At 39.9% G+C, this 21,168-nt stretch carries 29 protein-coding genes; 20 read left to right on the top strand and 9 right to left on the bottom strand.

Annotated features, from left to right (window positions below; all coding sequences use genetic code 11):
- Window positions 1-23: 23 nt before the first annotated feature.
- Window positions 24-641 carry a transcriptional repressor LexA gene (gene lexA, locus K1I43_RS07490; protein ID WP_026011791.1) on the bottom strand — a complete coding sequence of 206 codons (618 nt, stop codon included), beginning with the start codon at window positions 639-641 and terminating at the stop codon, window positions 24-26.
- Window positions 642-792: 151 nt separating this feature from the next.
- Between lexA and yneA the strand changes: the two genes are divergently transcribed.
- The 8 genes from yneA (at window position 793) to K1I43_RS07450 (ending at window position 6,228) form a co-directional block, all read left to right on the top strand.
- Window positions 793-1,095 carry a cell division suppressor protein YneA gene (yneA, locus tag K1I43_RS07485; RefSeq protein WP_019418292.1) on the top strand — a complete coding sequence of 101 codons (303 nt, stop codon included), beginning with the start codon at window positions 793-795 and terminating at the stop codon, window positions 1,093-1,095.
- A gap of 15 nt (window positions 1,096-1,110) precedes the next feature.
- Complete coding sequence (locus K1I43_RS07480; RefSeq protein ID WP_009362649.1) at window positions 1,111-1,791, top strand: YneB family resolvase-like protein; 681 nt, start codon at window positions 1,111-1,113, stop codon at window positions 1,789-1,791.
- Window positions 1,792-1,811: 20 nt separating this feature from the next.
- Window positions 1,812-2,042 (top strand): DUF896 domain-containing protein, encoded by a 231-nt coding sequence (locus K1I43_RS07475; protein WP_009362648.1) that lies wholly within the window; start codon window positions 1,812-1,814, stop codon window positions 2,040-2,042.
- Window positions 2,043-2,185: 143 nt separating this feature from the next.
- Window positions 2,186-4,189 (top strand): transketolase, encoded by a 2,004-nt coding sequence (tkt, locus tag K1I43_RS07470; RefSeq protein WP_026011792.1) that lies wholly within the window; start codon window positions 2,186-2,188, stop codon window positions 4,187-4,189.
- 119 nt (window positions 4,190-4,308) lie between these two features.
- A complete protein-coding gene (locus K1I43_RS07465) occupies window positions 4,309-4,521 on the top strand; it encodes a YneF family protein (protein WP_019418294.1) in 213 nt (70 codons plus the stop codon).
- A 113-nt stretch (window positions 4,522-4,634) separates the two neighbouring features.
- The gene (locus K1I43_RS07460) at window positions 4,635-5,339 is read left to right on the top strand and encodes a cytochrome c biogenesis CcdA family protein (protein ID WP_009361155.1); all 705 of its coding nucleotides are present in this window, start codon (window positions 4,635-4,637) and stop codon (window positions 5,337-5,339) included.
- A 26-nt stretch (window positions 5,340-5,365) separates the two neighbouring features.
- Window positions 5,366-5,725 carry a response regulator gene (locus K1I43_RS07455; protein ID WP_026011793.1) on the top strand — a complete coding sequence of 120 codons (360 nt, stop codon included), beginning with the start codon at window positions 5,366-5,368 and terminating at the stop codon, window positions 5,723-5,725.
- A gap of 20 nt (window positions 5,726-5,745) precedes the next feature.
- Window positions 5,746-6,228, top strand: coding sequence for a CcdC family protein (locus K1I43_RS07450; protein WP_019418297.1), 483 nt, complete (start codon window positions 5,746-5,748; stop codon window positions 6,226-6,228).
- Here the strand turns inward: K1I43_RS07450 and K1I43_RS07445 are convergent, their stop codons facing one another.
- Together K1I43_RS07445 and K1I43_RS07440 are read right to left on the bottom strand one after the other, a co-directional pair.
- On the bottom strand, window positions 6,229-6,666 hold the full coding sequence (locus K1I43_RS07445; protein WP_009361158.1) for a DUF2621 domain-containing protein: 438 nt from the start codon (window positions 6,664-6,666) through the stop codon (window positions 6,229-6,231).
- Between the two features lie 77 nt (window positions 6,667-6,743).
- Window positions 6,744-6,887: a small acid-soluble spore protein P gene (locus K1I43_RS07440; protein ID WP_006318326.1), complete on the bottom strand. Its 144-nt coding sequence runs from the start codon at window positions 6,885-6,887 to the stop codon at window positions 6,744-6,746.
- A 105-nt stretch (window positions 6,888-6,992) separates the two neighbouring features.
- Between K1I43_RS07440 and K1I43_RS07435 the strand changes: the two genes are divergently transcribed.
- Window positions 6,993-7,253 (top strand): hypothetical protein, encoded by a 261-nt coding sequence (locus K1I43_RS07435; protein WP_009361159.1) that lies wholly within the window; start codon window positions 6,993-6,995, stop codon window positions 7,251-7,253.
- Window positions 7,254-7,270: 17 nt separating this feature from the next.
- On the opposite strand, the gene sspO is transcribed toward K1I43_RS07435, so the two are convergent.
- Window positions 7,271-7,420, bottom strand: a complete 150-nt coding sequence (sspO, locus tag K1I43_RS07430) for a small acid-soluble spore protein O (RefSeq protein ID WP_019418299.1) — start codon at window positions 7,418-7,420, stop codon at window positions 7,271-7,273.
- 169 nt (window positions 7,421-7,589) lie between these two features.
- On the opposite strand from sspO, the gene acnA reads away from it, so the two are divergent.
- A complete protein-coding gene (gene acnA / locus K1I43_RS07425) occupies window positions 7,590-10,298 on the top strand; it encodes an aconitate hydratase AcnA (RefSeq protein ID WP_019418300.1) in 2,709 nt (902 codons plus the stop codon).
- Between the two features lie 24 nt (window positions 10,299-10,322).
- Here acnA and K1I43_RS07420 read toward each other — a convergent pair whose 3' ends face one another.
- Window positions 10,323-10,454, bottom strand: coding sequence for a Small acid-soluble spore protein (locus K1I43_RS07420; protein WP_009361161.1), 132 nt, complete (start codon window positions 10,452-10,454; stop codon window positions 10,323-10,325).
- 64 nt (window positions 10,455-10,518) lie between these two features.
- Here K1I43_RS07420 and K1I43_RS07415 point away from each other — a divergent pair, with 64 nt between their 5' ends.
- Window positions 10,519-10,989 (top strand): divergent PAP2 family protein, encoded by a 471-nt coding sequence (locus K1I43_RS07415; protein WP_009361162.1) that lies wholly within the window; start codon window positions 10,519-10,521, stop codon window positions 10,987-10,989.
- Here K1I43_RS07415 and K1I43_RS07410 read toward each other — a convergent pair.
- Window positions 10,984-11,880 (bottom strand): DMT family transporter, encoded by an 897-nt coding sequence (locus K1I43_RS07410; RefSeq protein ID WP_019418303.1) that lies wholly within the window; start codon window positions 11,878-11,880, stop codon window positions 10,984-10,986. The two genes, K1I43_RS07415 and K1I43_RS07410, sit on opposite strands and share 6 nt — an antisense overlap.
- 59 nt (window positions 11,881-11,939) lie before the next feature.
- Window positions 11,940-12,623: a queuosine precursor transporter gene (locus tag K1I43_RS07405; RefSeq protein WP_026011794.1), complete on the bottom strand. Its 684-nt coding sequence runs from the start codon at window positions 12,621-12,623 to the stop codon at window positions 11,940-11,942.
- A 121-nt stretch (window positions 12,624-12,744) separates the two neighbouring features.
- Between K1I43_RS07405 and K1I43_RS07400 the strand changes: the two genes are divergently transcribed.
- Both K1I43_RS07400 and K1I43_RS07395 read left to right on the top strand, forming a co-directional pair.
- The gene (locus K1I43_RS07400) at window positions 12,745-13,395 is read left to right on the top strand and encodes a ribonuclease H family protein (protein WP_083842736.1); all 651 of its coding nucleotides are present in this window, start codon (window positions 12,745-12,747) and stop codon (window positions 13,393-13,395) included.
- Complete coding sequence (locus K1I43_RS07395) at window positions 13,392-13,580, top strand: zinc-finger domain-containing protein (protein WP_019418306.1); 189 nt, start codon at window positions 13,392-13,394, stop codon at window positions 13,578-13,580. Before K1I43_RS07400 ends, K1I43_RS07395 begins: the two co-directional genes overlap by 4 nt.
- A 33-nt stretch (window positions 13,581-13,613) precedes the next feature.
- On the opposite strand, the gene K1I43_RS07390 is transcribed toward K1I43_RS07395, so the two are convergent.
- A complete protein-coding gene (locus K1I43_RS07390) occupies window positions 13,614-13,892 on the bottom strand; it encodes a DUF2564 family protein (RefSeq protein ID WP_019418307.1) in 279 nt (92 codons plus the stop codon).
- Window positions 13,893-14,004: 112 nt separating this feature from the next.
- Window positions 14,005-14,205 carry a cold-shock protein CspD gene (gene cspD, locus K1I43_RS07385; RefSeq protein WP_003398931.1) on the bottom strand — a complete coding sequence of 67 codons (201 nt, stop codon included), beginning with the start codon at window positions 14,203-14,205 and terminating at the stop codon, window positions 14,005-14,007.
- Window positions 14,206-14,453: 248 nt separating this feature from the next.
- Between cspD and K1I43_RS07380 the strand changes: the two genes are divergently transcribed.
- The 7 genes from K1I43_RS07380 to K1I43_RS07350 all read left to right on the top strand — a co-directional run bounded on the left by K1I43_RS07380 (window position 14,454) and on the right by K1I43_RS07350 (window position 21,160).
- Window positions 14,454-14,702, top strand: coding sequence for a hypothetical protein (locus K1I43_RS07380; protein ID WP_009361168.1), 249 nt, complete (start codon window positions 14,454-14,456; stop codon window positions 14,700-14,702).
- 112 nt (window positions 14,703-14,814) lie between these two features.
- A complete protein-coding gene (locus K1I43_RS07375) occupies window positions 14,815-15,219 on the top strand; it encodes a secondary thiamine-phosphate synthase enzyme YjbQ (RefSeq protein WP_009361169.1) in 405 nt (134 codons plus the stop codon).
- A complete protein-coding gene (locus tag K1I43_RS07370; RefSeq protein ID WP_009361170.1) occupies window positions 15,216-15,779 on the top strand; it encodes a glycerol-3-phosphate responsive antiterminator in 564 nt (187 codons plus the stop codon). The genes K1I43_RS07375 and K1I43_RS07370 overlap by 4 nt, the downstream gene beginning before the upstream one ends.
- A 122-nt stretch (window positions 15,780-15,901) precedes the next feature.
- Window positions 15,902-17,386, top strand: a complete 1,485-nt coding sequence (gene glpK, locus K1I43_RS07365; RefSeq protein ID WP_220382631.1) for a glycerol kinase GlpK — start codon at window positions 15,902-15,904, stop codon at window positions 17,384-17,386.
- Window positions 17,387-17,634: 248 nt separating this feature from the next.
- Window positions 17,635-18,387 carry a DeoR/GlpR family DNA-binding transcription regulator gene (locus K1I43_RS07360; protein WP_220382630.1) on the top strand — a complete coding sequence of 251 codons (753 nt, stop codon included), beginning with the start codon at window positions 17,635-17,637 and terminating at the stop codon, window positions 18,385-18,387.
- Window positions 18,384-19,307, top strand: a complete 924-nt coding sequence (gene pfkB, locus K1I43_RS07355; RefSeq protein WP_019418312.1) for a 1-phosphofructokinase — start codon at window positions 18,384-18,386, stop codon at window positions 19,305-19,307. The genes K1I43_RS07360 and pfkB overlap by 4 nt, the downstream gene beginning before the upstream one ends.
- A complete protein-coding gene (locus K1I43_RS07350) occupies window positions 19,304-21,160 on the top strand; it encodes a PTS fructose transporter subunit IIABC (protein ID WP_136260359.1) in 1,857 nt (618 codons plus the stop codon). Before pfkB ends, K1I43_RS07350 begins: the two co-directional genes overlap by 4 nt.
- The last annotated feature ends 8 nt before the right edge of the window (window positions 21,161-21,168 follow it).

Below are 21,168 nucleotides of genomic sequence, written 5' to 3'. Positions count from 1 at the left end.
AACGGTTTTTTCCGTTAGCTTTTTTAATGAATTGAACGATATACACCAATCACTTTTCCTAAAATCATCGCATTTGAAACAATGATTGGTTCCATAGATGAATTTTCAGGTTGCAAGCGAATGTGGTCTTTCTCTTTAAAGAAGCGTTTGACAGTTGCTTCGTTTTCTTCTGTCATCGCTACAACGATATCTCCGTTATTAGCCGTTTGTTGTTGACGGACGATCACATAGTCTCCGTCTAAAATACCAGCTTCAATCATACTTTCTCCGACAATTTGTAACATAAATACTTGATCATCTGGTGAGACGAATCGTTCTGGAAGAGGGAAATATTCTTCAATGTTTTCGATTGCGGTAATCGGTTGTCCAGCTGTAACTTTTCCGACGATTGGAACGTTGATGACATTTGTTTTTGGGATGGATTCGTACTCGTCCAAAATTTCAATGGCGCGTGGTTTTGTTGGATCGCGTCGAATGAAGCCTTTGCTTTCTAAACGAGCTAGATGACCGTGAACGGTTGAACTTGATGCTAAACCGACTGCTTCTCCAATTTCCCTCACTGATGGTGGATACCCTTTTGTGCGTACTTCTTGTTTAATGAAATCTAATATTTGTTGTTGTCGTTTTGATAATTTCGCCATTCTTATACACCTCTTCCTTCTCATCTTTGCCCATATTATAACATAATTTTCGTTTTGAATACAAACATAAGTTCGAAAACATAGTTGACACGAACAAAAGTTCCTGTTATTATAAAAACAAACAAATGTTCTGTTTTAGGGGGTAGAAGGTATGGGGAAAATACATTATGTCGTGATGTTTTTATTTAGTGTATTGTTTGTTTGGGCGTTTTTGCACGTCACACAATCGGTTGATAAACAAAAATATGTTGAGATTACTGTGTCAGCTGGTGATACGTTATGGGAGCTTGCGGACAAATACAAACATGAACATCAATTGTCGCATGAACAATTCATTCAATGGGTGATGTCCGTAAACAACCGTTCAGACGAACGATTAATCGTTGGTGAGAAAATTGTCATTCCTGTGTTAAAATCAAATAGCGAAAGTCGGCTTGTTGCGAATAGACCGTAAAGAAAGGGATGACGAATGAACGCCATTATTTATTGTCGTGTAAGTACAACGAAAGAGACACAAGAAACATCATTACAAAGGCAAAAAGAAGAGCTCGAAAAGCTTGCAGCGGAATATGAAATGAATGTTGTCAAAATTATTCAAGAGCAGGCAAGCGGTTATGACATCGAACGAGAAGGAATTATGGAGTTACTTGATACGATCAAGCAACATCGCATTGATGTCGTCCTCGTACAAGATGAGACAAGACTTGGCCGTGGGAATGCAAAAATCGCCCTTCTTCGTTGTTTGCAAAAAGAAGACATTCGGGTGTATACGGTGAGTCATCGAGGAGAACTTCAGCTGTCAGAAGCGGATTCAATGGTGTTAGAAATCATTAGCATTGTAGAAGAGTATCAAAGAAAAATACATAATTTAAAAATTAAACGTGGGATGCAGCGAGCTGTTCAAAACGGCTATCGACCAGAAAACAATTTGCGCAACGTAGGTGAACATGCTGGACGCGATCGAAAAGATGTACCAATTGAAGACATTATTCGGTTGCGTCAAAATCGCTTAACGTTTGCTGAGATTGCTGCAACGCTTCGTTCGTTTGGTTATGATGTATCAAAAGCGACCGTGCATCGACGATACAAAGAATATGAGCAACTTGTCAACAATGAAAAATTTTTGTATGATGGTACGAGCGAGAAGTAAATACAAAAGGATGAGGCTAAATGTTATCTTCTGAAAAAATAGCAAGAATTAATGCGTTAGCTAAAAAAGCAAAAATGGAAGGTCTTACGGCTGAAGAAAAACAAGAACAGCTTCAACTTCGCACAGAGTATATTGCTGCGTTTCGTGCGTCGATGATCGAAACATTGCATCATGTAAAAGTCATTGACCCAAACGGAAATGATGTCACTCCAAAAAAATTAAAAGATAGTAAGAAAAAACGACTGCATTAATATGCGTATGATGGAGAACATACTGATAGATGTTCTCTTTTTTCGTCAGTTTGTCAAAAAAAATGTTGTGAAGCATTGTACATTTTACGAACTTTTCTATATCATAAAAGATGAGAATGTTTGCAAACGAAAGGATGAAGATGATGACACACTCTATTGAACAATTATCGATTGCAGCAATTCGTACGTTGTCGATTGATGCGATTGAAAAAGCAAATTCAGGTCACCCAGGAATGCCAATGGGAGCTGCACCAATGGCGTATACATTGTGGACAAAGTTTATGAACCATAATCCGCGCAATCCAAAATGGTTCAATCGCGATCGTTTTGTATTATCAGCAGGACACGGCTCGATGCTATTGTATAGCCTGCTTCATTTAAGTGGCTATGACGTTACAATCGAAGACATTAAACAGTTTCGCCAATGGGGAAGCAAAACACCAGGCCATCCGGAATACGGTCATACACCAGGTGTAGAAGCGACGACAGGACCGCTTGGGCAAGGAATTGCGATGGCTGTCGGAATGGCGATGGCGGAACGTCATTTAGCAGCTACATACAACAAAGACCGGTTCGAAATGATTAACCACTTTACATATGCGATTTGTGGTGACGGCGACTTAATGGAAGGAGTTTCTGCAGAAGCTGCTTCGTTAGCTGGTCATTTAAAGCTTGGACGTCTCATCGTTCTTTATGATTCGAATGATATTTCACTTGATGGCGAATTGAATCTTTCTTTCTCAGAAAGTGTAGAGCAACGGTTCAAAGCGTACGGTTGGCAATACATTCGTGTACAAGACGGCAATAACATTGAAGAAATTGCTCAAGCGATTGCTGAAGCTCAAAAAGATTTACAACGTCCAACATTAATTGAAGTGAAAACAACGATTGGTTATGGCTCACCAAACAAAGCAGGAACAGCAGATGTGCACGGTGCTCCACTTGGAAAAGATGAAATTAAGTTAACGAAAGAAGCGTATAATTGGACGTTTGAAGAAGACTTTTACGTTCCGGATGAAGTGTATGCTCATTTTGAAAAAGTAGTGAAAGAAGCGGGAGAGAAAAAAGAAGCGGAATGGAACGCTTTATTTGCTGAATATGAGAAAGCGTATCCAGACTTAGCAAAACAATTACGCATGGCGATTGATGGTAAACTTCCTGAGGATTGGGAAAAAGCATTGCCGGTATATGCAGAAGGAAAAAGTTTAGCAACACGCGCTTCTTCTGGGGAAGTATTGAATGCCATCGCAAAAGTTGTACCGCAATTTTTAGGTGGATCTGCGGACTTAGCCGGTTCAAACAAAACATTAATTAAAGGTGCAGGAGACTTCTTGCCGGGTAGCTATGAAGGTCGCAACATTTGGTTTGGTGTCCGTGAATTTGCGATGGGGGCTGCGCTAAATGGCATGGCACTTCACGGCGGTGTGAAAGTATACGGCGGTACGTTCTTTGTCTTTTCGGACTATTTACGTCCAGCCATTCGACTTGCTGCGCTGATGGGATTGCCTGTCACATATGTATTTACGCATGATAGCATTGCTGTCGGTGAAGATGGTCCGACGCATGAGCCAATTGAACAACTAGCCTCCTTACGAGCAATGCCAAATGTATGTGTCATTCGTCCAGCAGATGCAAATGAGACAGCTGCTGCATGGCGCTTGGCTGTAGAATCTACAGATCGCCCGACTGCTCTTGTGTTGACACGTCAAAACCTTCCTACGCTAGCAACGACAGCTGAGCGCGCTTATGAAGGGGTGAAAAAAGGAGCATATGTTGTTTCTGAAGCCCAAGGAGAAGTACAAGCATTATTGTTAGCATCTGGTTCAGAAGTTAGCTTAGCTGTAGAGGCACAGAAAGTGTTAGCAAATGAAGGGATCCATGTTTCAGTTGTAAGCATGCCTTCATGGGATCGTTTTGAAGCGCAAACAGCTGATTACAAAGAAAGTGTGATTCCGAAACATGTGAAGAAACGCCTTGCAATTGAAATGGGCGCATCTCTTGGTTGGGAGCGATATACAGGAGATGAAGGAGAGATTTTAGCAATCGATCGCTTCGGGGCTTCTGCACCGGGAGAAAAAATTATGCAAGAATATGGATTTACAGTGGAAAATGTCGTTGCACGTGTCAAAGCATTACTAAATAAATAATAAAACGGGGAGCGCATCTCCCCGTTTTATTATCGAATAAAGATTTTTTACTGAACATATTGTACAAACCGTCATTGTTTAGTATAGTGTAATGTAGACAACATGAAGGAGGAAAAAATATGTGGGAAATGATTTTAGTAGGCATTGTAGCGCTTGCTGCCGGCGTTGCGCTCGGATTTTTTATTGCGCGTAAAACAATGATGAACTACTTGAAGAAAAATCCACCGATTAATGAACAAATGATTCGAATGATGATGATGCAAATGGGTATAACTCCATCCCAAAAGAAAATCAATCAAATGATGAAAGCAATGAACAACCAATTAAAATAAAAGGCAAGGCACTCGCGATGAGTGTCTTTTTTAGCACAGAAAGAAGCAGTTGCTCATATTTGTATTTTTTGATAAAATATAGGCAAACGAAGAAGAAATGGAGTGCCAAACATATGGACATTCAACTATTTGTTGCGTTTGGGGCGGGTGTACTTTCGTTTATTTCCCCATGCTGTTTGCCGCTTTATCCAGCCTTTTTATCATATATCACAGGAATGTCGGTTAGCGATTTAAAATCCGATTATGCGTTGTTGCAAAGAAGAAGTTTGTTACATACGTTATTTTTTTTGCTCGGATTTTCATTTATTTTTATTGCTATCGGTTTTGGTACGTCGGTGCTCGGACAATTTTTCCATACATACCAAGATCTCATTCGTCAAATTGGTGCAATATTGATGGTGTTTTTCGGGTTTGTCATTATCGGCATTTTTAAACCGAAGTTTTTAATGACTGATCGTCGTTTGTCCTTTCAATATCGTCCATCTGGTTACATCGGTTCTTTTCTTATTGGCATGGCATTTGCTGCTGGTTGGACGCCATGTACAGGTCCAATTTTAGTATCCGTTATCGCCTTAGCAGCAACAAATCCAAGTTTAGGCGTTGTTTATATGACAGCTTACTCACTTGGCTTTGCTTTGCCATTTTTGCTCTTGTCTTTTTTTATCGGAAAAATGGGTTGGATTCGAAAACATCATGTCAAGTTAATGAAAATCGGCGGATATGTCATGGTAGGGATGGGTGTCGTATTATTTTTTGATTGGATGACGAAAATTACTATTTATATGACAAATATATTTGGTGGTTTTACAGGTTTTTAGTTTTGAAGGGTGTGGAGGGAAAGAAAATGGCAAGAGTTTTAATTGTGGATGATGCGAAGTTTATGCGCATGACGTTAGCGAATATTTTGAAAAAAGCAAATCATGAAGTTGTCGGGGAAGCAGAAAATGGAAAAGAAGCTGTTGATTTTTACATGGAGTTAAAGCCAGACGTTGTGACGCTTGATATTACGATGCCGGTGATGAGCGGACTTGAAGCGGTAAGGGAGATTAAGCAACGCGATCCGCATGCGAAAATTATTATGTGCTCAGCTATGGGACAACAAAAGATGGTCGTTGAAGCCATTGAAGCAGGGGCGCTTGATTTTATCGCAAAACCATTTGATGAAAGCCGTGTGATTGAAGCGATTCAACGTGTGTTGCAGTAAAAAAGAGAGGGAGATTCACTTTGGCCATTTTTAGTTCGGTATTTGCTGTATTGATGGCTGGACTTGTTTTTTTTATTCGAATGAAAGCGGCAGAAAAACCGACAAACGCTAAAAAAATTATATTACCGCCTATTTTTATGAGCACAGGTGCATTGATGTTTGTGCATCCGATGTTTCGGGTAACGGCGCTTGAATGTGGAGAGGCCATTTTCATCGGGGCACTTTTTTCTATTTTGTTAATTAAAACATCTTCGTTTGAAGTTCGAGGCAAAGAAATTTATTTACAACGCTCCAAAGCGTTCGTTTTTATTTTTGTTGGTTTAATTGTATTACGTTTAGCTCTAAAAACATATTTAAGCCGCACCATTGAGTACGGAGAGCTTGCCGGAATGTTTTGGATCCTCGCTTTTTCGATGATTGTTCCTTGGCGAGTGGCGATGTATGTATCATATCGTCGTCTTCAGCGCGAAATAACGAAAAAAAAGCTAATCAACGAAGGGTGATTAGCTTTTTTTCATTAGTAGATGTTCGTATTTTGTAAAATCAATTTGTTTTTCTCGAAGAGCTTTAATTAAAAATTTATGGTCGCGTTTTGGTGTGGCGAGAATATAGCCACGAACAACTAAATCTTCTGTAATCCGATCCGCTTTTTCTTGTAACGCTAACTCTCCGATTTTACCAGCGATTTTTTGACGAGCTACATCTCGAAACAGTTCAGGAACAGGACGAACTAAATCTTCGAGCAACGCTTTTTCTTTTTCAGACCATAAATGGCGTGTTTGTTCAATGTAATATTGCTGCCAATCTAATTCGGATTTCCCGTCTTCTTTCGGCAGTCGTTTTAAAAATTTCCGAAACATAAAAAAGCCACCGATTGACATCGTAACAAGGAGAAAAACGACCCAAAATAAAATAAACCATAAAAACCAACCTGTTAGCATACATTCCACCTCAACATTTATTATGTAAAAAAATAAGAGCGGAATCAAGAAAAAGAGCTGACGTTGCGTCAGCTCTTTTACATATCGTGACTTGAGTTATGCTTTTGACGAGTATGATTTTGATTTTTTACTTTTTTCGATCCACTAAGCGGTTCTGGTTGTCCTGGGTTATCTCCTTTTGGAGCATTTTTTCGCATATCTTTGCTTGTATTTTTGTTCATATCATACACTCCTTTCCTTCATATGATGGCATGGTGGATGAGATTTATGCATATTTCGCTCATGAATAGGCACGATAAATATTAAAAAGAGAGGAAGTGAATGAGATGCCTTATCATAAAAATAAGCAACAAGCGTTTGAAGCTGCCCAACAAGGAACAATGGAGGCGAAAGAATGGTACGATCATCTTGTGAAAAGTGATGCAGATTACGGAAGTCAATTGCATCATTTAAAACAAGAAGTAAACGAAGCGTTTGAGCAAATTAATAATGCACTTGAAGTAGCTTCTGAAAAACAGCGCAAACAGCTTGAACAATTTCGCGATGATTTGCAAGCGATTGTGGAGGAAGTAAATATGTATGAATAATCCCGCTTCAAGCGGGATTATTGATTTTTCTTACGTTTTTTATTATTTTGTTTTTGAGCTTCTGTCAGTGGCTCGTTCGAGAGCTCTTCATTGTAGCCCGCACCTTTTCCTTGGGCGCTTGCATCATTCATGTCAGGAATGACATGATTTGCTTTTCTTTTTACCATCTTTTTTCACCTCCTACAACTATTGTTGGAAAGAGAGCAAAAAAATATGCATTTATCTGAAACTTATAAACAATTATTATTTACTTATGTAGAGCATTGTATTAAGATAAAAGCGTAGGAATTTTGTGGGTTTGGGAGAAGATGACTTGTTAGAAGGGGGTAATACATAATGGTGAAAAATGATGTATTTCAAGCGCGTTCCACATTTGAAGTAAACGGGAAAACATATCATTATTATCGCTTACAGGCGCTTGAAGAAGCAGGAATTGGAAATGTATCACGTCTTCCGTATTCGATTAAAGTACTTCTTGAATCAGTACTTCGTCAAGTTGATGGACGTGTCATTACAAAAGAGCACGTTGAAAATTTAGCGAAATGGGGAACGAGCGAACTAAAAGATGTAGATGTTCCATTTAAACCATCTCGCGTTATTTTGCAAGACTTTACAGGTGTTCCAGCTGTCGTTGATTTAGCTTCGATGCGCAAAGCGATGGCGGACATCGGTGGAGATCCGTATGAAATCAACCCCGAAATTCCTGTCGATCTTGTCATTGATCACTCTGTCCAAGTTGATAAGGCTGGAACAGAAGATGCGCTCGAGTACAATATGAATTTAGAGTTTGAGCGTAATGCAGAACGCTATAAGTTTTTGAAATGGGCACAAAAAGCGTTCAGCAATTATCGTGCTGTTCCGCCAGCAACAGGTATTGTGCATCAAGTGAACTTAGAGTATTTAGCGAATGTGGTACATGTCGTTGAAGGAGAAAACGGTGAATATGAAGCGTTCCCAGATACGCTTGTAGGTACTGACTCTCACACGACAATGATTAACGGCATTGGCGTACTCGGTTGGGGTGTTGGTGGTATTGAAGCGGAAGCAGGTATGCTTGGACAACCTTCATACTTCCCGGTACCAGAAGTCATCGGTGTACGCTTAACAGGAAAGTTACCAAACGGTACAACAGCAACAGATCTTGCGTTAAAAGTGACACAAGTACTTCGGAAAAAAGGGGTCGTCGGCAAGTTTGTTGAATTTTTCGGTCCAGGTGTGGCAACATTGCCGTTAGCAGACCGTGCCACAGTAGCAAACATGGCGCCTGAGTATGGTGCAACGTGCGGTTTCTTCCCAGTCGATGCAGAAGCGCTTGATTACTTGCGTTTAACAGGCCGTAATGAGCAGCATGTTCAAGTCGTTGAAGCATATTGCAAAGCTAACGGTTTGTTCTATACACCAGATGCGCAGGAGCCTGTATTTACAGATGTTGTTGAAATTAACTTATCAGAAATTGAACCAAATCTTTCTGGACCAAAACGTCCACAAGATTTAATTCCGCTTTCAAAAATGAAAGAGTCGTTCCGTCAAGCAGTAGTTTCTCCGCAAGGAAACCAAGGTTTTGGCTTGACAGAAGCGGATTTGGATAAAGAAATGACAGTCACGTTAAACGGCGAAGAAGTAAAAATGAAAACAGGTGCGATTGCGATCGCTGCCATTACAAGCTGTACGAACACATCGAACCCATATGTGTTAATTGGGGCAGGTTTAGTCGCGAAAAAAGCAGTGGAAAAAGGATTAAAAGTTCCGAAATACGTAAAAACATCGCTTGCACCTGGTTCAAAAGTCGTCACAGGATACTTAAAAGATTCAGGACTTCTTCCTTATTTAGAACAAATTGGATTTAATATCGTTGGTTACGGTTGTACGACATGTATCGGTAACTCTGGTCCACTTGCTCCAGAGCTTGAAAAAGCGATTGCAGAAAATGATTTGCTTGTGACGAGTGTATTATCGGGTAACCGAAACTTTGAAGGACGCATTCATCCGCTCGTCAAAGGTAACTATTTAGCATCACCACCGCTCGTTGTGGCATATGCACTTGCTGGAACCGTTGATATCGACTTATTAAATGAGCCGATCGGTAAAGACCAAAACGGAAATGACGTGTACTTTAATGATATTTGGCCGTCTACAGAAGAAGTGAAAGAAGTCGTAAAACAAGCGGTGACACCGGAATTGTTCCGCAAAGAATACGAGCGAGTATTCGACGATAACGCCCGTTGGAATGCGATTGAAACGACGGACGAGCCACTTTATCAATGGGACGAAAATTCAACGTATATTCAAAACCCTCCATTCTTTGAAGGGTTATCACCAGAAGTGGAGGAAGTGAAACCACTTACTGGATTACGAGTAGTTGGTAAATTTGGTGATTCTGTCACGACAGACCATATTTCTCCAGCTGGATCGATCGGTATAAATACACCAGCAGGACAATACTTAATTTCTAAAGGTGTTGATCCGAAAGACTTTAACTCGTATGGTTCTCGTCGTGGTAACCATGAAGTGATGATGCGAGGTACGTTTGCTAACATTCGTATTCGTAACCAAATTGCCCCTGGTACAGAAGGTGGCTATACAACATATTGGCCAACAGGCGAAGTCATGTCGATTTACGATGCTTGCATGAAATATAAACAAGACGGTACAGGACTTGTTGTTATTGCTGGAAAAGATTACGGCATGGGAAGTTCGCGTGACTGGGCAGCAAAAGGAACATATTTACTTGGCATTAAAACGGTCATCGCTGAAAGCTTTGAGCGTATTCACCGTTCCAATCTTGTGCTTATGGGTGTGTTACCACTTCAATTTAAAGAAGGGGAAAATGCCGAAACGCTTGGATTAACGGGCAAAGAAGTATTTGAAGTACACATCGATGAACATGTAAAACCGCGTGACTATGTAAAAGTTACAGTAACAGACGAACAAGGAAACAAAAAGGAATTTGAAGTACTTGTACGCTTTGACAGCGAAGTGGAAATTGATTACTATCGCCATGGCGGTATTTTACCGATGGTATTGCGTGAAAAATTAAAACGATAAGAAGAGAGCAGATCGCTCTCTTCTTTATTTTTTGTTTGTTTTTTTCGCCGCATTTTCTAATGCGCTTTTTGGATCTGGGGTAAATGTGGCATCATATCCTTGTGGATTGACACTTGGAGCGTTTTGGCCGCGATTTCTTCCATTATTTTTGCTCATGACGTCCACCTCCTGTGCATATTGTATCCGTCTTTTCGAAAAATATATGCAAGGAGGCAAGGACATGAATCGAGCCATTCAAACAGCATTATGTACAATTGCGTTAGCACAATTTTTAAAAATTCCATTGGCGAAAAGAAAAACAAAAAAATGGGATTGGTCACTGTTTTTCGAGACAGGTGGTATGCCAAGTTCGCATTCCGCGGGAGTTGCTTCACTTGCCACGTATGTTGCTTTAAAAAGAGGAGTGCAGAGCATAGATTTTGCCCTTGCGACCATTTTTGGCTTAATTGTTATGTACGATGCTCAAGGGGTGCGTCATCAAGCAGGGGAGCTAGCTATTCGTGTGAATGAGTTAACTGAAGAGATCGAAAAGATAAAAGGAGCTCCTGATGATGGGAAGCTTGACCGGAAAGAGGAGTTATTGCGTGAACGGCTTGGTCATCAACCTATTGAAGTCATTGGTGGAGCGTTTCTTGGTATTGTTACAGGAGGATTATCTTACGTAATAAGTAGGTGGAAGCGCTCGCTATGACAGGCGAGCGCTCTTTTTCCTTTGCCATATATGTTGAGGGAGTTCAGACAAAACCATCCCTAATAAAATGAGTGCAGCTCCGAATAAGGCAGTCTGTTGAAGACGTTCATCATTCCATATATACGCAGTCAAAGCAGCAAAAACAGGTTCTAGAGCAAAAATTAAAGCAACACGTGTTGGAGATGTATATTGTTGAAAATGCGTTTGAATAAAGAAAGCAATGGTTGTTGCGAATAGTGCGGTGATGAGTAAAGCGCCCCATACATCAAATGTTAAAAAAGTGGAGAGCGGAATAACGGACCAATCTTCGAACAAATACGAACATATAAAACAAACAATTGATACCGTCTGAACTTGAACGGTTGTTAGTAGGACAGCTGAAAATTTTGTTGCATAGATGCTCGTTGAAACGATATGTAATGCAAAAGCAATGGCGCATAAAAAGACGAAGAGATCTCCTTTGTTCATTGACATATCTCCATTTATAGTCAAAAAATATAGCCCACACGTAGCTAACACGCTTCCAATGACAGCATGAAGCGAAGGTTTTTGCTTTAAAATCATAAATGAAAAAAAGGGGACAAGAACAACATTTAGTCCGGTAATGAATCCTGCTTTTGAAGAAGTAGTATACAATAAGCCAATTGTTTGAAGAGCATACCCAAGACATAACCAAATGCCAAGAATAAATCCAGAGAGTATAAGCTGTTTATCTAGCGGTTTTCGTTCAAAGATGAACACCCAAATCCATAGCAGTATGCTTGCGATCGCAAAACGTACGCCATTAAACAACAATGGGGGCAAAAAAGAAACGGCATTTTGAACGACGACAAACGTCGCTCCCCAAACGAATGCAACAAACAATAAACTTAAATCTGCTTTGTATTTCATATTCCTCTCCTTTACAAAAAATGTTGTGCGAGACAGAAGCCTCACACAACATTTTACCATCATTCCATATATTTTGGAGATATTTTTTTTGCGATATATACGAAAGGTGTATCTAACATTGCGACAATCCATTTTAACACATACGTCGTAATAAAAATTTGTATCCAATCGTGAAATGGAAATACACCGAGAAACGCGATCGATGCAAAAACGAGCGTATCGATTAATTGGCTAATCATCGTACTTCCATTATTGCGAATCCAAAGTTGAGAATCGTGCGGAAATTTCTTTTTAAACCAATGAAATAAGTGAACATCAAGTGACTGGCTAATTAAAAAAGCAAGCAAACTGCCAACTGCGATACGTGGCAACAAACCGAAAATCGTTTCTAATGCCGGTTGTGCGAAGTCAGTAGCATGCGGCTTAAATAATAAAGCAAGTTGCATCACGATCGTGAGTGAAATGAGTGTAAAAAAGCCGAGCCATACCGCTTTTTGTGCTTCTTTTTTTCCGTACTTTTCACTTAAAATGTCAGTCACTAAAAAGGCAGTTCCGTACATGACGTTTCCAAGTGTAGCTGTCATACCAAGTAATTCAACCGTTTTAACGACTTGTAAATTAGCGACAACAGTAGAAAAACCGATCCATACGAATAAACCTGAACGACCGAAGAAACGATAAATGAGCAATACAAGTGAAAATGTGACGATAGCAGAAAAAAGACCGAGTATTTCATTGAACATGGTGATCCCTCCTCTGTATGAAAGTATAAAGACACAAAGGATATTATACAATTGAGATCATTTTTTGTCTAAACTGTTATAATAAAATCAAAAAGAAAAGGTGAGCGATGTGAAGGTATTTATGGAGTGGACATATGTAACACCGAAAAAAAAGGAAATGGTGTGGACATCAAAAGAAATGGAAGTGGAAGAAGCTTTCGTTTTTGCGGAAGATATAGAGAAAACGGGAAGAGTAAAACAACTTTTATTTTATGATGCACGTGGTATAGCGTGGACAAAGAAAGAGTTAGCCAAACTAATGAAAGAAATCGAAGCGGATCCGCATGATGTTGTTGCATATTTTGATGGCGGTTTTGATCATGAAACAAAAAAAGCGGGAGTTGGCGTTGTTATTTATTATAAACAAAACGGCGATCCATTTCGCATACGCGCAAATGCGCAGCTAGATGAATTGCAGTCAAATAATGAAGCGGAGTATGCAGCATTCCATTTTTTACTCGAACAGCTTGAACATCTCGGTGTTCATCATTTACCCGTCGTTTTCCGCGGAGACGCACATGTCGTATTTCATCAATTATCTGATGAATGGCCAGTATTTTCAGAAGAGGGGAGATGGATTGAGCGAATTGAGCAAAAAATGAAGAAACTTTGTATTTCACCAATTTATGAACCAATTCGTAGAAAACAAAATGGTGAAGCGCACCAATTAGCGACACAAGCGCTTCGTGGAACGATCATTACGAGTACAATGCGGTTGGGGCGTGAACGATGAATCGAAAAGACGTGTTACTTCGGTTAAATGAGTTGTTTGATACGTATTGCGAAGGATGTTTTGTGAACAGAACATTTCGTAAAGAGTGCGGAAAATCGTATGCGCAATCGTTTTGCATTCAGACATGTACAGTAGGCAAAAAAATACAACAATACGGTCAGTTGCTTGTGAAACAAAAAGTGTAACAAGGTGTCCCGGATGCTCGGGACACCTTGTGGCTACATGTGATTGATCGTCTCAAATAATTGATGATGTGCGTCTGCTAGTTCCTTTTCACATTGTAACAATAATGGATCGTCTTTGTTTGTTTTGGCGCGCGCAATTGCTTCTTTTGCTTGTTCAATTGCCTGTTTTGCATGATCAAACGCATGGTCATCTAAACTCATTGTTGCAGTTGCAACCATTTTTTTTGCTGATTCAACGGCTAAATGTGCATTTTCAATTTTAGTAAATACGCTATCGGACTGAAGATGCGGCTTTTTTGGATTTTGTGTCATTGCTATCCCTCCTCGTTTGTAGTATTTGTGTGAAAGGAGGGGAGTATGTAATGAAAAAAGACCAGCGTTTGCTGGTCTTTTCGTCGAGCTATATATGAATCATCTCAGACGATTATAATTTCACTACGTTTGCAGCTTGAGGGCCACGGTTTCCTTGAACGATTTCAAAAGAAACAGCTTGACCTTCTTCTAACGTTTTGTAGCCTTCACCTTGGATTGCTGTGAAGTGTACGAATACATCGTCTCCGCCTTCAACTTCGATGAATCCGTAGCCTTTTTCGTTGTTAAACCATTTTACTTTACCGTTTTGCATAATACTGAATCCTCCTAATACCTTTTAGCCAATAGGCTAATGAAAAAATTTTTCATATAACGGAATATATCCACAGCAACCAATCGGTGCAGGACATATATTCAGTTAGATGATAATTAGACTATACACGAATGACAAGGAAGAGTCAAGACAAAAAGGCGATTTTTTCAAAAAATTTTTTTAGAGGAGGATTTTTGTAATCAGTGCATAACATTAACAGTAAGGAGTATAGAAAGGGAGTGAGCGGCATGTATCGTGGTCAAATTTGTGGAAAAGAAGTCATCATTAAGTTAAGTAACCATGTACGAAAGCAAAAAGTCGATCAAGAAAAGCTATATCAAACGGTTTTAGCGTTTAGCGAAGCGGCATTTGAGCAGCAGAAAGAACAATTTGGTATTGTAAGCAAACAAGGTTTAATTGTTGCCTCTGTTGAACAGCACGATTTGCCTGTGATTTCGGTAGATTATATCATTCCGTCTCACCATGTATATGATTGAAGCCCAGATCATCCTGGGCTTTCACTATGATAGGTGCTCATGAATTTTTTTATGGAAAAGAATTGTGAAAATATGTATGATCATAAATATATGAGGATAAAGGTGGGAAGGTATGATGATGAAACGATGGACGATTCAAACAACGAAGCGAGATGAGTTTGTAGATGTTACTTCGTTTGTCCAATCATTTGTTACAGAAAGTGGAGTGCAAGAAGGAATTGTTGTTGTTTATTGTCCACATACAACCGCAGGAATAACAATAAATGAAAATGCTGACCCGGATGTGAAACGAGACATGATTCGTCGTTTTGATGAATTGTATCCATGGCATCATGCGCTTGATCGGCATAGTGAAGGAAATACAGCGGCACATATGAAAGCAAGCACGGTTGGATCCTCAGCGCATGTTATTGTCACGAAAGGCCAGTTGCTTCTTGGGACATGGCAAGGCATTTATTTTTGCGAGTTCGATGGACCGAGAACGCGTACATTTTATGTAAAGGTGATGGAAGGATGAACGGACAACGTATTTTGCCCGCTGTACGTTCGATGAAAGATTTTGATAAACTGATCAAAATGAATTACGAATATGGGGTATTTTTAGATATTCATATTGGTATGCTGAAAAGTGTGTATACATACGCAAATGAGCATGGTAAAAAAATGTTTCTTCACGTTGACTTAATTCAAGGATTAAAAAGCGACGAATATGCAACGGAATTTTTATGTCAGCTCGTCAAACCGTATGGATTGATTTCGACAAAAAGCAGTGTAATTACGAAAGCGAAACAAAAAGGCGTGGTCGCGATTCAACGCACATTTATTATTGATTCGAACGCGTTTGAGCGAAGCGTTCAACTTGTAGAAAAAACAAACCCCGATTATATTGAAGTGTTGCCTGGTGTTGTTCCGAAAGTCATTTCTCAACTTCATGAACGAACGGGGAAAAACATTATTGCTGGCGGATTAATAGAAAATGAAACAGAGGTCGAAGCAGCACTTGCCGCAGGGGCTGTTGCTGTAACGACATCAAATGTCGAACTTTGGCGGTATTTTGCTCCGCAACAAATGTATTGACAGCGTTTTCAAAATCAATTAGTCTTATAATTAAGTTCATTATGTTAGTGAGAGAGAGGAGAGACTCACACGCGTTTTTATAAATCGCGGTGTGGGTCTTTTTTTGCAAGGGGGATAGGTGTATGTATATTTTAGCTCTTGATCAAGGGACAACGAGTTCGCGTGCCATTTTATTTAATCAAAAAGGGGAAATTGTGCATATGGCACAAAAAGAGTTTGCACAATATTTTCCTCAACCAGGATGGGTCGAGCATAATCCGAATGAAATTTGGGGCTCTATTTTAGCTGTCATTGCAACAGTATTGTCGGAAGCGGCTATTGAGCCAAAACAAATTGCGGCAATCGGTATTACAAACCAACGCGAAACGACAGTCGTATGGGATAAACAAACAGGGCAGCCGATTTATAACGCGATTGTATGGCAATCACGCCAAACAGCGCAAATTTGTGAACAATTGAAACAGGCTGGATATCATGATGTATTTCATAAAAAAACAGGTTTGCTCATTGACGCTTATTTTTCAGGAACGAAAGTGAAATGGATTTTAGACCATGTTGATGGTGCACGTGAAAAAGCAGAACGAGGGGACTTATTGTTTGGAACAATTGACACATGGCTTACTTGGAAACTGTCTGGCGGAAAAGTACATGTAACTGACTACTCTAATGCGTCAAGAACGTTAATGTTCAACATTTATGAGCAAAAATGGGATGATGAGTTACTCGACATTTTACAAGTGCCGAAAGCGATGTTGCCAGATGTTCGACCATCTTCAGAAATTTACGGACATACGGCACCTTACCATTTCTTCGGACAAGAGGTACCGATCGCTGGAATTGCAGGAGATCAGCAGGCGGCATTATTCGGGCAAGCATGCTTTGAAGAAGGAATGGCGAAAAACACATACGGCACAGGTTGTTTTATGTTAATGAATACGGGTGAAAAAGCCGTTCAGTCAAAACACGGTTTGTTAACGACGATTGCGTGGGGGATGGATGGGAAAGTCGAGTATGCACTAGAAGGGAGCATTTTCGTTGCTGGATCTGCAATTCAATGGCTACGTGACGGATTACGAATGATTAAGGAAGCAAAAGATAGCGAGGCGTATGCAATAAAAGTGCAGTCAACGGATGGAGTATACGTCGTGCCAGCATTTGTAGGACTTGGAACACCATATTGGGATAGCGACGTACGAGGAGCAGTATTCGGCTTGACGCGTGGAACGACAAAAGAGCATTTCATTCGGGCAACACTTGAGTCGCTTGCATACCAAACGAAAGATGTGTTAACTGCCATGGAAGCAGATGCGGGAATTACGTTAAAAACGTTGCGTGTAGACGGCGGAGCAGTCCAAAATAACTTTTTAATGCAATTTCAAAGCGACATCCTCGGTGTGCCTGTTGAGAGACCAATGATTAATGAGACGACTGCACTAGGTGCGGCTTATTTGGCAGGACTTGCAGTTGGATATTGGCAAAGTAAAGAAGAAATTGCGAAGCAGTGGAATATTGATCGCGCCTTTGAACCGAAAATGTCTACTGATGTTCGCCAACATTTATATGATGGATGGAAAAAAGCAGTTCGCACTGCACAAATGTTTAAATGAAAACAAAACCAGCTACCCACTCAGTAACTGGTTTTGTTTTAAAATAAAACTATGTTCTAAATAATCAACAGAAAAATAAAAACTGTCTCTACATGAGGCAGTTTTTATTTTTCTGAAATATGATTGTTTTTGAATGATATGTGAAAAATTATGATAATTTTTGATTAAAATTGAGCGAATTTGATTGATTTTTTGATGATACTTCGGTATGATAAAGATGTAAGCGGTTTAAAAAAGGAGGTGTGAAATTGTTAACACCAGAAAGACATCGCATTATTTTGCAGTTGCTACAGGAAAAAGAAGTTGTAAAGTTACATGAATTTGTTGAAGCAACACAATGTTCGGAATCGACGATTCGACGTGATTTAAGCCAACTAGAAAAAGAAAAAAAATTAAAGCGCGTTCATGGTGGGGCTGCGTTGTTACAACAAAAAAGAGAAGAGTTGAGCGTTTTTGAAAAATCGACGAAAAACATTCATGAAAAACAGCTCATTGGAAAATACGCAGCAAGTCTTATTCAAGATGGTGATTGCATTTATTTAGATGCAGGAACGACAACATTACAGATGATTCCTTATATTGAAGCAAAAAATATCGTCGTCGTAACGAACGGCATTATGCATATTGAAGCACTGTTAGAAAAAGACATTCCAACGTATCTTGTTGGTGGACTAATTAAGAAAAAAACGAATGCGTTAATTGGTCGAGGAGCTATCCACTCGTTGCAACAGTATAGTTTTGACAAATGTTTTATCGGTGTAAACGGCGTTCATATTGACTTTGGTTATACAACTCCAGATCCGGAAGAAGCGCTTATAAAACAAACTGCTATTCATTTATCACAACAAGCTTTTGTATTAGCCGATCACTCAAAATTAAACGAAAGTACGTTTGCCAAAATTGCACCATTACAAGAGGCAACGATGATTACGGATGAAACAGATGAAGAGTTGCTAGAAATGTATGAAGCAAAAACGACAGTAGAGGTTGTGAAGTCATGATTTATACATGTACGTTAAATCCTTCCGTCGATTATGTTGTGAAAGCACAACAGATCGAACTTGGAAAATTAAATCGAGCAACAAAAACGGCATATTTTCCGGGCGGAAAAGGAATTAATGTGTCGCGTGTATTGAAACGGTTACACGTTCATAATATTGCTCTTGGATTTATTGGTGGATTTACAGGTCAGTTTATTGCTGATGAATTGAAAAGAGAGCATATTTTAACAGATTTTATTACTGTACCTGGACAAACGCGACTAAACATTAAGTTAAAAGGGGAAAAAGAAACGGAAATAAATGGGGAAGGGCCGGTTATTAGCGACGAACATAAAGAAGCGTTAATTGCTAAAATTAAGCAATTAAAAAAAGGAGATATCCTCGTTTTAGCAGGAAGCCTTCCGCCTTCGGTAGATGATACATTTTACGTCACGATGATGGAAGAAGCAAAAAAACGACGGGTTGCTGTTGTCGTTGATACGAGTGGCAATGCACTGAAACAAGCCGTTGCATACGAGCCGTTTTTACTTAAACCAAACCAAATAGAGCTTGGAGAATTGTTCGGAGTCAGCATTCATAGTCATCATCAAATATTGGAATACGGGAAAAAACTGATTAACAATGGTGTCCAGCACGTAATTGTTTCACTTGCTGGAGATGGGGCCATTTTGTTCCATAAAGATGTGATATTAGTCGCTCAAGCTCCAAAAGGAATAGTGAAAAATTCGGTTGGTGCCGGCGATTCGATGGTAGCGGGTTTTTTAGCTGCATATGTGAACGAAGCATCGCTTGAAGAAGCGTTTCGTTATAGTGTTGCCGCGGGGAGTGCAACAGCATTTTCTGAAGATTTATGCACAGAAGAAGAGGTTCATCGCTTATTAGATGAAGTAAAAATTATACGAATGGAGGATCGGGTATGAGAATAACAGATTTGTTGACAGAGGATACGATTGTTCTTGATTTGAAAGCGCGAACAAAAAAAGAAGTGATTGAAGAATTAGTAGACGTTCTTGAGAAGACAGGAAAGTTACACAATCGTCAAACGTTTATTGAAGCAATTTTTGCCCGTGAAGCACAAAGCACGACAGGGATTGGCGAAGGAATTGCTATCCCTCATGCAAAAACGAAAGCGGTGCGCACTCCAGCCGTTGTTTTTGGGCGTTCGAAAGAAGGAATTGATTACGATTCGTTAGACGGAAAACGAAGCCATTTGTTTTTTATGATTGCCGCACCTGAAGGAGCAAATAACACACATTTGGAAGCGTTATCTCGCTTGTCGACATTGTTAATGGATGCATCGTTTCGCTCAAAAATTGAAAACGCTTCGACAAAACAACAGATCATTCAGGTGATTCAAGAAAAGGAGGGAGAAATGGTGAAAGAAGAAAAACAACCATATGGAAAGAAAAAAGTGTTAGCTGTTACCGCTTGTCCGACAGGAATTGCACATACGTATATGGCTGCTGACGCCTTGAAGGCAAAAGCAAAAGAAATGGGAGTAGATATAAAAGTAGAAACAAACGGTTCAAGTGGTGTGAAAAATGAGTTAACACAACAAGAAATTGAAGAAGCGGTCGCCATTATCGTTGCAGCAGATAAGCAAGTAGAGATGGATCGATTTGATGGAAAACATGTTATCCAAGTACCTGTTGCCGATGCTATTCGTAAACCCGAGCAACTTATTGATCGAGCTTTAAAACAAGAGGCTCCAATTTATCGAGCAAGCGGTGGACAGCGTTCATATGCATCAAAAGAACGAACAGGATTTTATAAACATTTAATGAACGGCGTATCGAATATGCTTCCGTTCGTTGTCGGTGGCGGTATTTTAATTGCGATCTCATTTATTTTTGGTATTAAAGCATTTGATCCAAATGATCCATCATTCCATCCGGTAGCAAAAGCGTTGATGGATATTGGTGGTGGTAGTGCCTTTGCACTTATGATTCCAGTGCTAGCTGGTTTTATTGCGATGAGCATAGCGGATCGTCCAGGATTTGCTCCGGGGATGGTCGGTGGATTTATGGCAGCAAATGGCGGTGCAGGCTTTTTAGGTGGACTAATTGCGGGCTTTTTAGCCGGTTATCTCGTTGTCGGATTGAAAAAATGGTTTAGTCGTTTACCGCAATCACTTGAGGGAATTAAACCGGTTCTTCTTTATCCGTTATTTGGAATATTGCTTACAGGATTTATTATGATGTATGTCGTCATTGATCCAGTAAAAGCGTTAAATGAAGGAATGAAAACATGGCTTGAAAATATGGGAACAGGCAACCTTGTTTTACTTGGTCTGATCCTCGGTGGTATGATGGCGGTTGATATGGGTGGACCGATTAATAAAGCGGCGTTTACGTTTGGCATTGCGATGATTGATGCCGGAAATTATGCCCCACATGCAGCTATTATGGCAGGTGGAATGGTGCCTCCTTTAGGATTAGCACTTGCAACAACATTATTCAAAAAGAAATTTACAAAAGCGGAACGGGAAGCAGGAAAAACGTGCTATATTATGGGTGCTTCGTTTATTACAGAAGGGGCCATTCCGTTTGCGGCAGCTGATCCAGGACGTGTCATTCCTTCCATTATCGTCGGTTCAGCCATTGCGGGGGCGTTAACGATGATGTTTGGTATTGGACTTCCTGCACCACATGGCGGCATTTTTGTTATCCCGATTGTAAAAGGGAATCCATTGTTATATGTGCTTGCCATTTTCATCGGTTCACTTGTGACTGCATTAATGGTTGGATTCTGGAAAAAAGAAGTGAAAGAATAATAGGTTAT

Source organism: Anoxybacillus sp. ST70 (assembly GCF_019553625.1).
Lineage (GTDB): Bacteria > Bacillota > Bacilli > Bacillales > Anoxybacillaceae > Anoxybacillus > Anoxybacillus gonensis.
The sequence above is the reverse complement of the archived record's forward strand: the minus strand, read 5'-3'. Positions and strand labels throughout refer to the sequence as shown.

Bases quoted from the DNA above. Each gene is read 5' to 3' on its own strand.
- lexA (WP_026011791.1), bottom strand. From the start codon at position 641: ATGGCGAAATTATCAAAACGACAACAACAAATATTAGATTTCATTAAA.
- yneA (WP_019418292.1), top strand. From the start codon at position 793: ATGGGGAAAATACATTATGTCGTGATGTTTTTATTTAGTGTATTGTTT.
- K1I43_RS07480 (WP_009362649.1), top strand. From the start codon at position 1,111: ATGAACGCCATTATTTATTGTCGTGTAAGTACAACGAAAGAGACACAA.
- K1I43_RS07475 (WP_009362648.1), top strand. From the start codon at position 1,812: ATGTTATCTTCTGAAAAAATAGCAAGAATTAATGCGTTAGCTAAAAAA.
- tkt (WP_026011792.1), top strand. From the start codon at position 2,186: ATGACACACTCTATTGAACAATTATCGATTGCAGCAATTCGTACGTTG.
- K1I43_RS07465 (WP_019418294.1), top strand. From the start codon at position 4,309: ATGTGGGAAATGATTTTAGTAGGCATTGTAGCGCTTGCTGCCGGCGTT.
- K1I43_RS07460 (WP_009361155.1), top strand. From the start codon at position 4,635: ATGGACATTCAACTATTTGTTGCGTTTGGGGCGGGTGTACTTTCGTTT.
- K1I43_RS07455 (WP_026011793.1), top strand. From the start codon at position 5,366: ATGGCAAGAGTTTTAATTGTGGATGATGCGAAGTTTATGCGCATGACG.
- K1I43_RS07445 (WP_009361158.1), bottom strand. From the start codon at position 6,666: ATGCTAACAGGTTGGTTTTTATGGTTTATTTTATTTTGGGTCGTTTTT.
- K1I43_RS07440 (WP_006318326.1), bottom strand. From the start codon at position 6,887: ATGAACAAAAATACAAGCAAAGATATGCGAAAAAATGCTCCAAAAGGA.
- K1I43_RS07435 (WP_009361159.1), top strand. From the start codon at position 6,993: ATGCCTTATCATAAAAATAAGCAACAAGCGTTTGAAGCTGCCCAACAA.
- sspO (WP_019418299.1), bottom strand. From the start codon at position 7,420: ATGGTAAAAAGAAAAGCAAATCATGTCATTCCTGACATGAATGATGCA.
- acnA (WP_019418300.1), top strand. From the start codon at position 7,590: ATGGTGAAAAATGATGTATTTCAAGCGCGTTCCACATTTGAAGTAAAC.
- K1I43_RS07420 (WP_009361161.1), bottom strand. From the start codon at position 10,454: ATGAGCAAAAATAATGGAAGAAATCGCGGCCAAAACGCTCCAAGTGTC.
- K1I43_RS07415 (WP_009361162.1), top strand. From the start codon at position 10,519: ATGAATCGAGCCATTCAAACAGCATTATGTACAATTGCGTTAGCACAA.
- K1I43_RS07410 (WP_019418303.1), bottom strand. From the start codon at position 11,880: ATGAAATACAAAGCAGATTTAAGTTTATTGTTTGTTGCATTCGTTTGG.
- K1I43_RS07405 (WP_026011794.1), bottom strand. From the start codon at position 12,623: ATGTTCAATGAAATACTCGGTCTTTTTTCTGCTATCGTCACATTTTCA.
- K1I43_RS07400 (WP_083842736.1), top strand. From the start codon at position 12,745: ATGGAGTGGACATATGTAACACCGAAAAAAAAGGAAATGGTGTGGACA.
- K1I43_RS07395 (WP_019418306.1), top strand. From the start codon at position 13,392: ATGAATCGAAAAGACGTGTTACTTCGGTTAAATGAGTTGTTTGATACG.
- K1I43_RS07390 (WP_019418307.1), bottom strand. From the start codon at position 13,892: ATGACACAAAATCCAAAAAAGCCGCATCTTCAGTCCGATAGCGTATTT.
- cspD (WP_003398931.1), bottom strand. From the start codon at position 14,205: ATGCAAAACGGTAAAGTAAAATGGTTTAACAACGAAAAAGGCTACGGA.
- K1I43_RS07380 (WP_009361168.1), top strand. From the start codon at position 14,454: ATGTATCGTGGTCAAATTTGTGGAAAAGAAGTCATCATTAAGTTAAGT.
- K1I43_RS07375 (WP_009361169.1), top strand. From the start codon at position 14,815: ATGATGATGAAACGATGGACGATTCAAACAACGAAGCGAGATGAGTTT.
- K1I43_RS07370 (WP_009361170.1), top strand. From the start codon at position 15,216: ATGAACGGACAACGTATTTTGCCCGCTGTACGTTCGATGAAAGATTTT.
- glpK (WP_220382631.1), top strand. From the start codon at position 15,902: ATGTATATTTTAGCTCTTGATCAAGGGACAACGAGTTCGCGTGCCATT.
- pfkB (WP_019418312.1), top strand. From the start codon at position 18,384: ATGATTTATACATGTACGTTAAATCCTTCCGTCGATTATGTTGTGAAA.
- K1I43_RS07350 (WP_136260359.1), top strand. From the start codon at position 19,304: ATGAGAATAACAGATTTGTTGACAGAGGATACGATTGTTCTTGATTTG.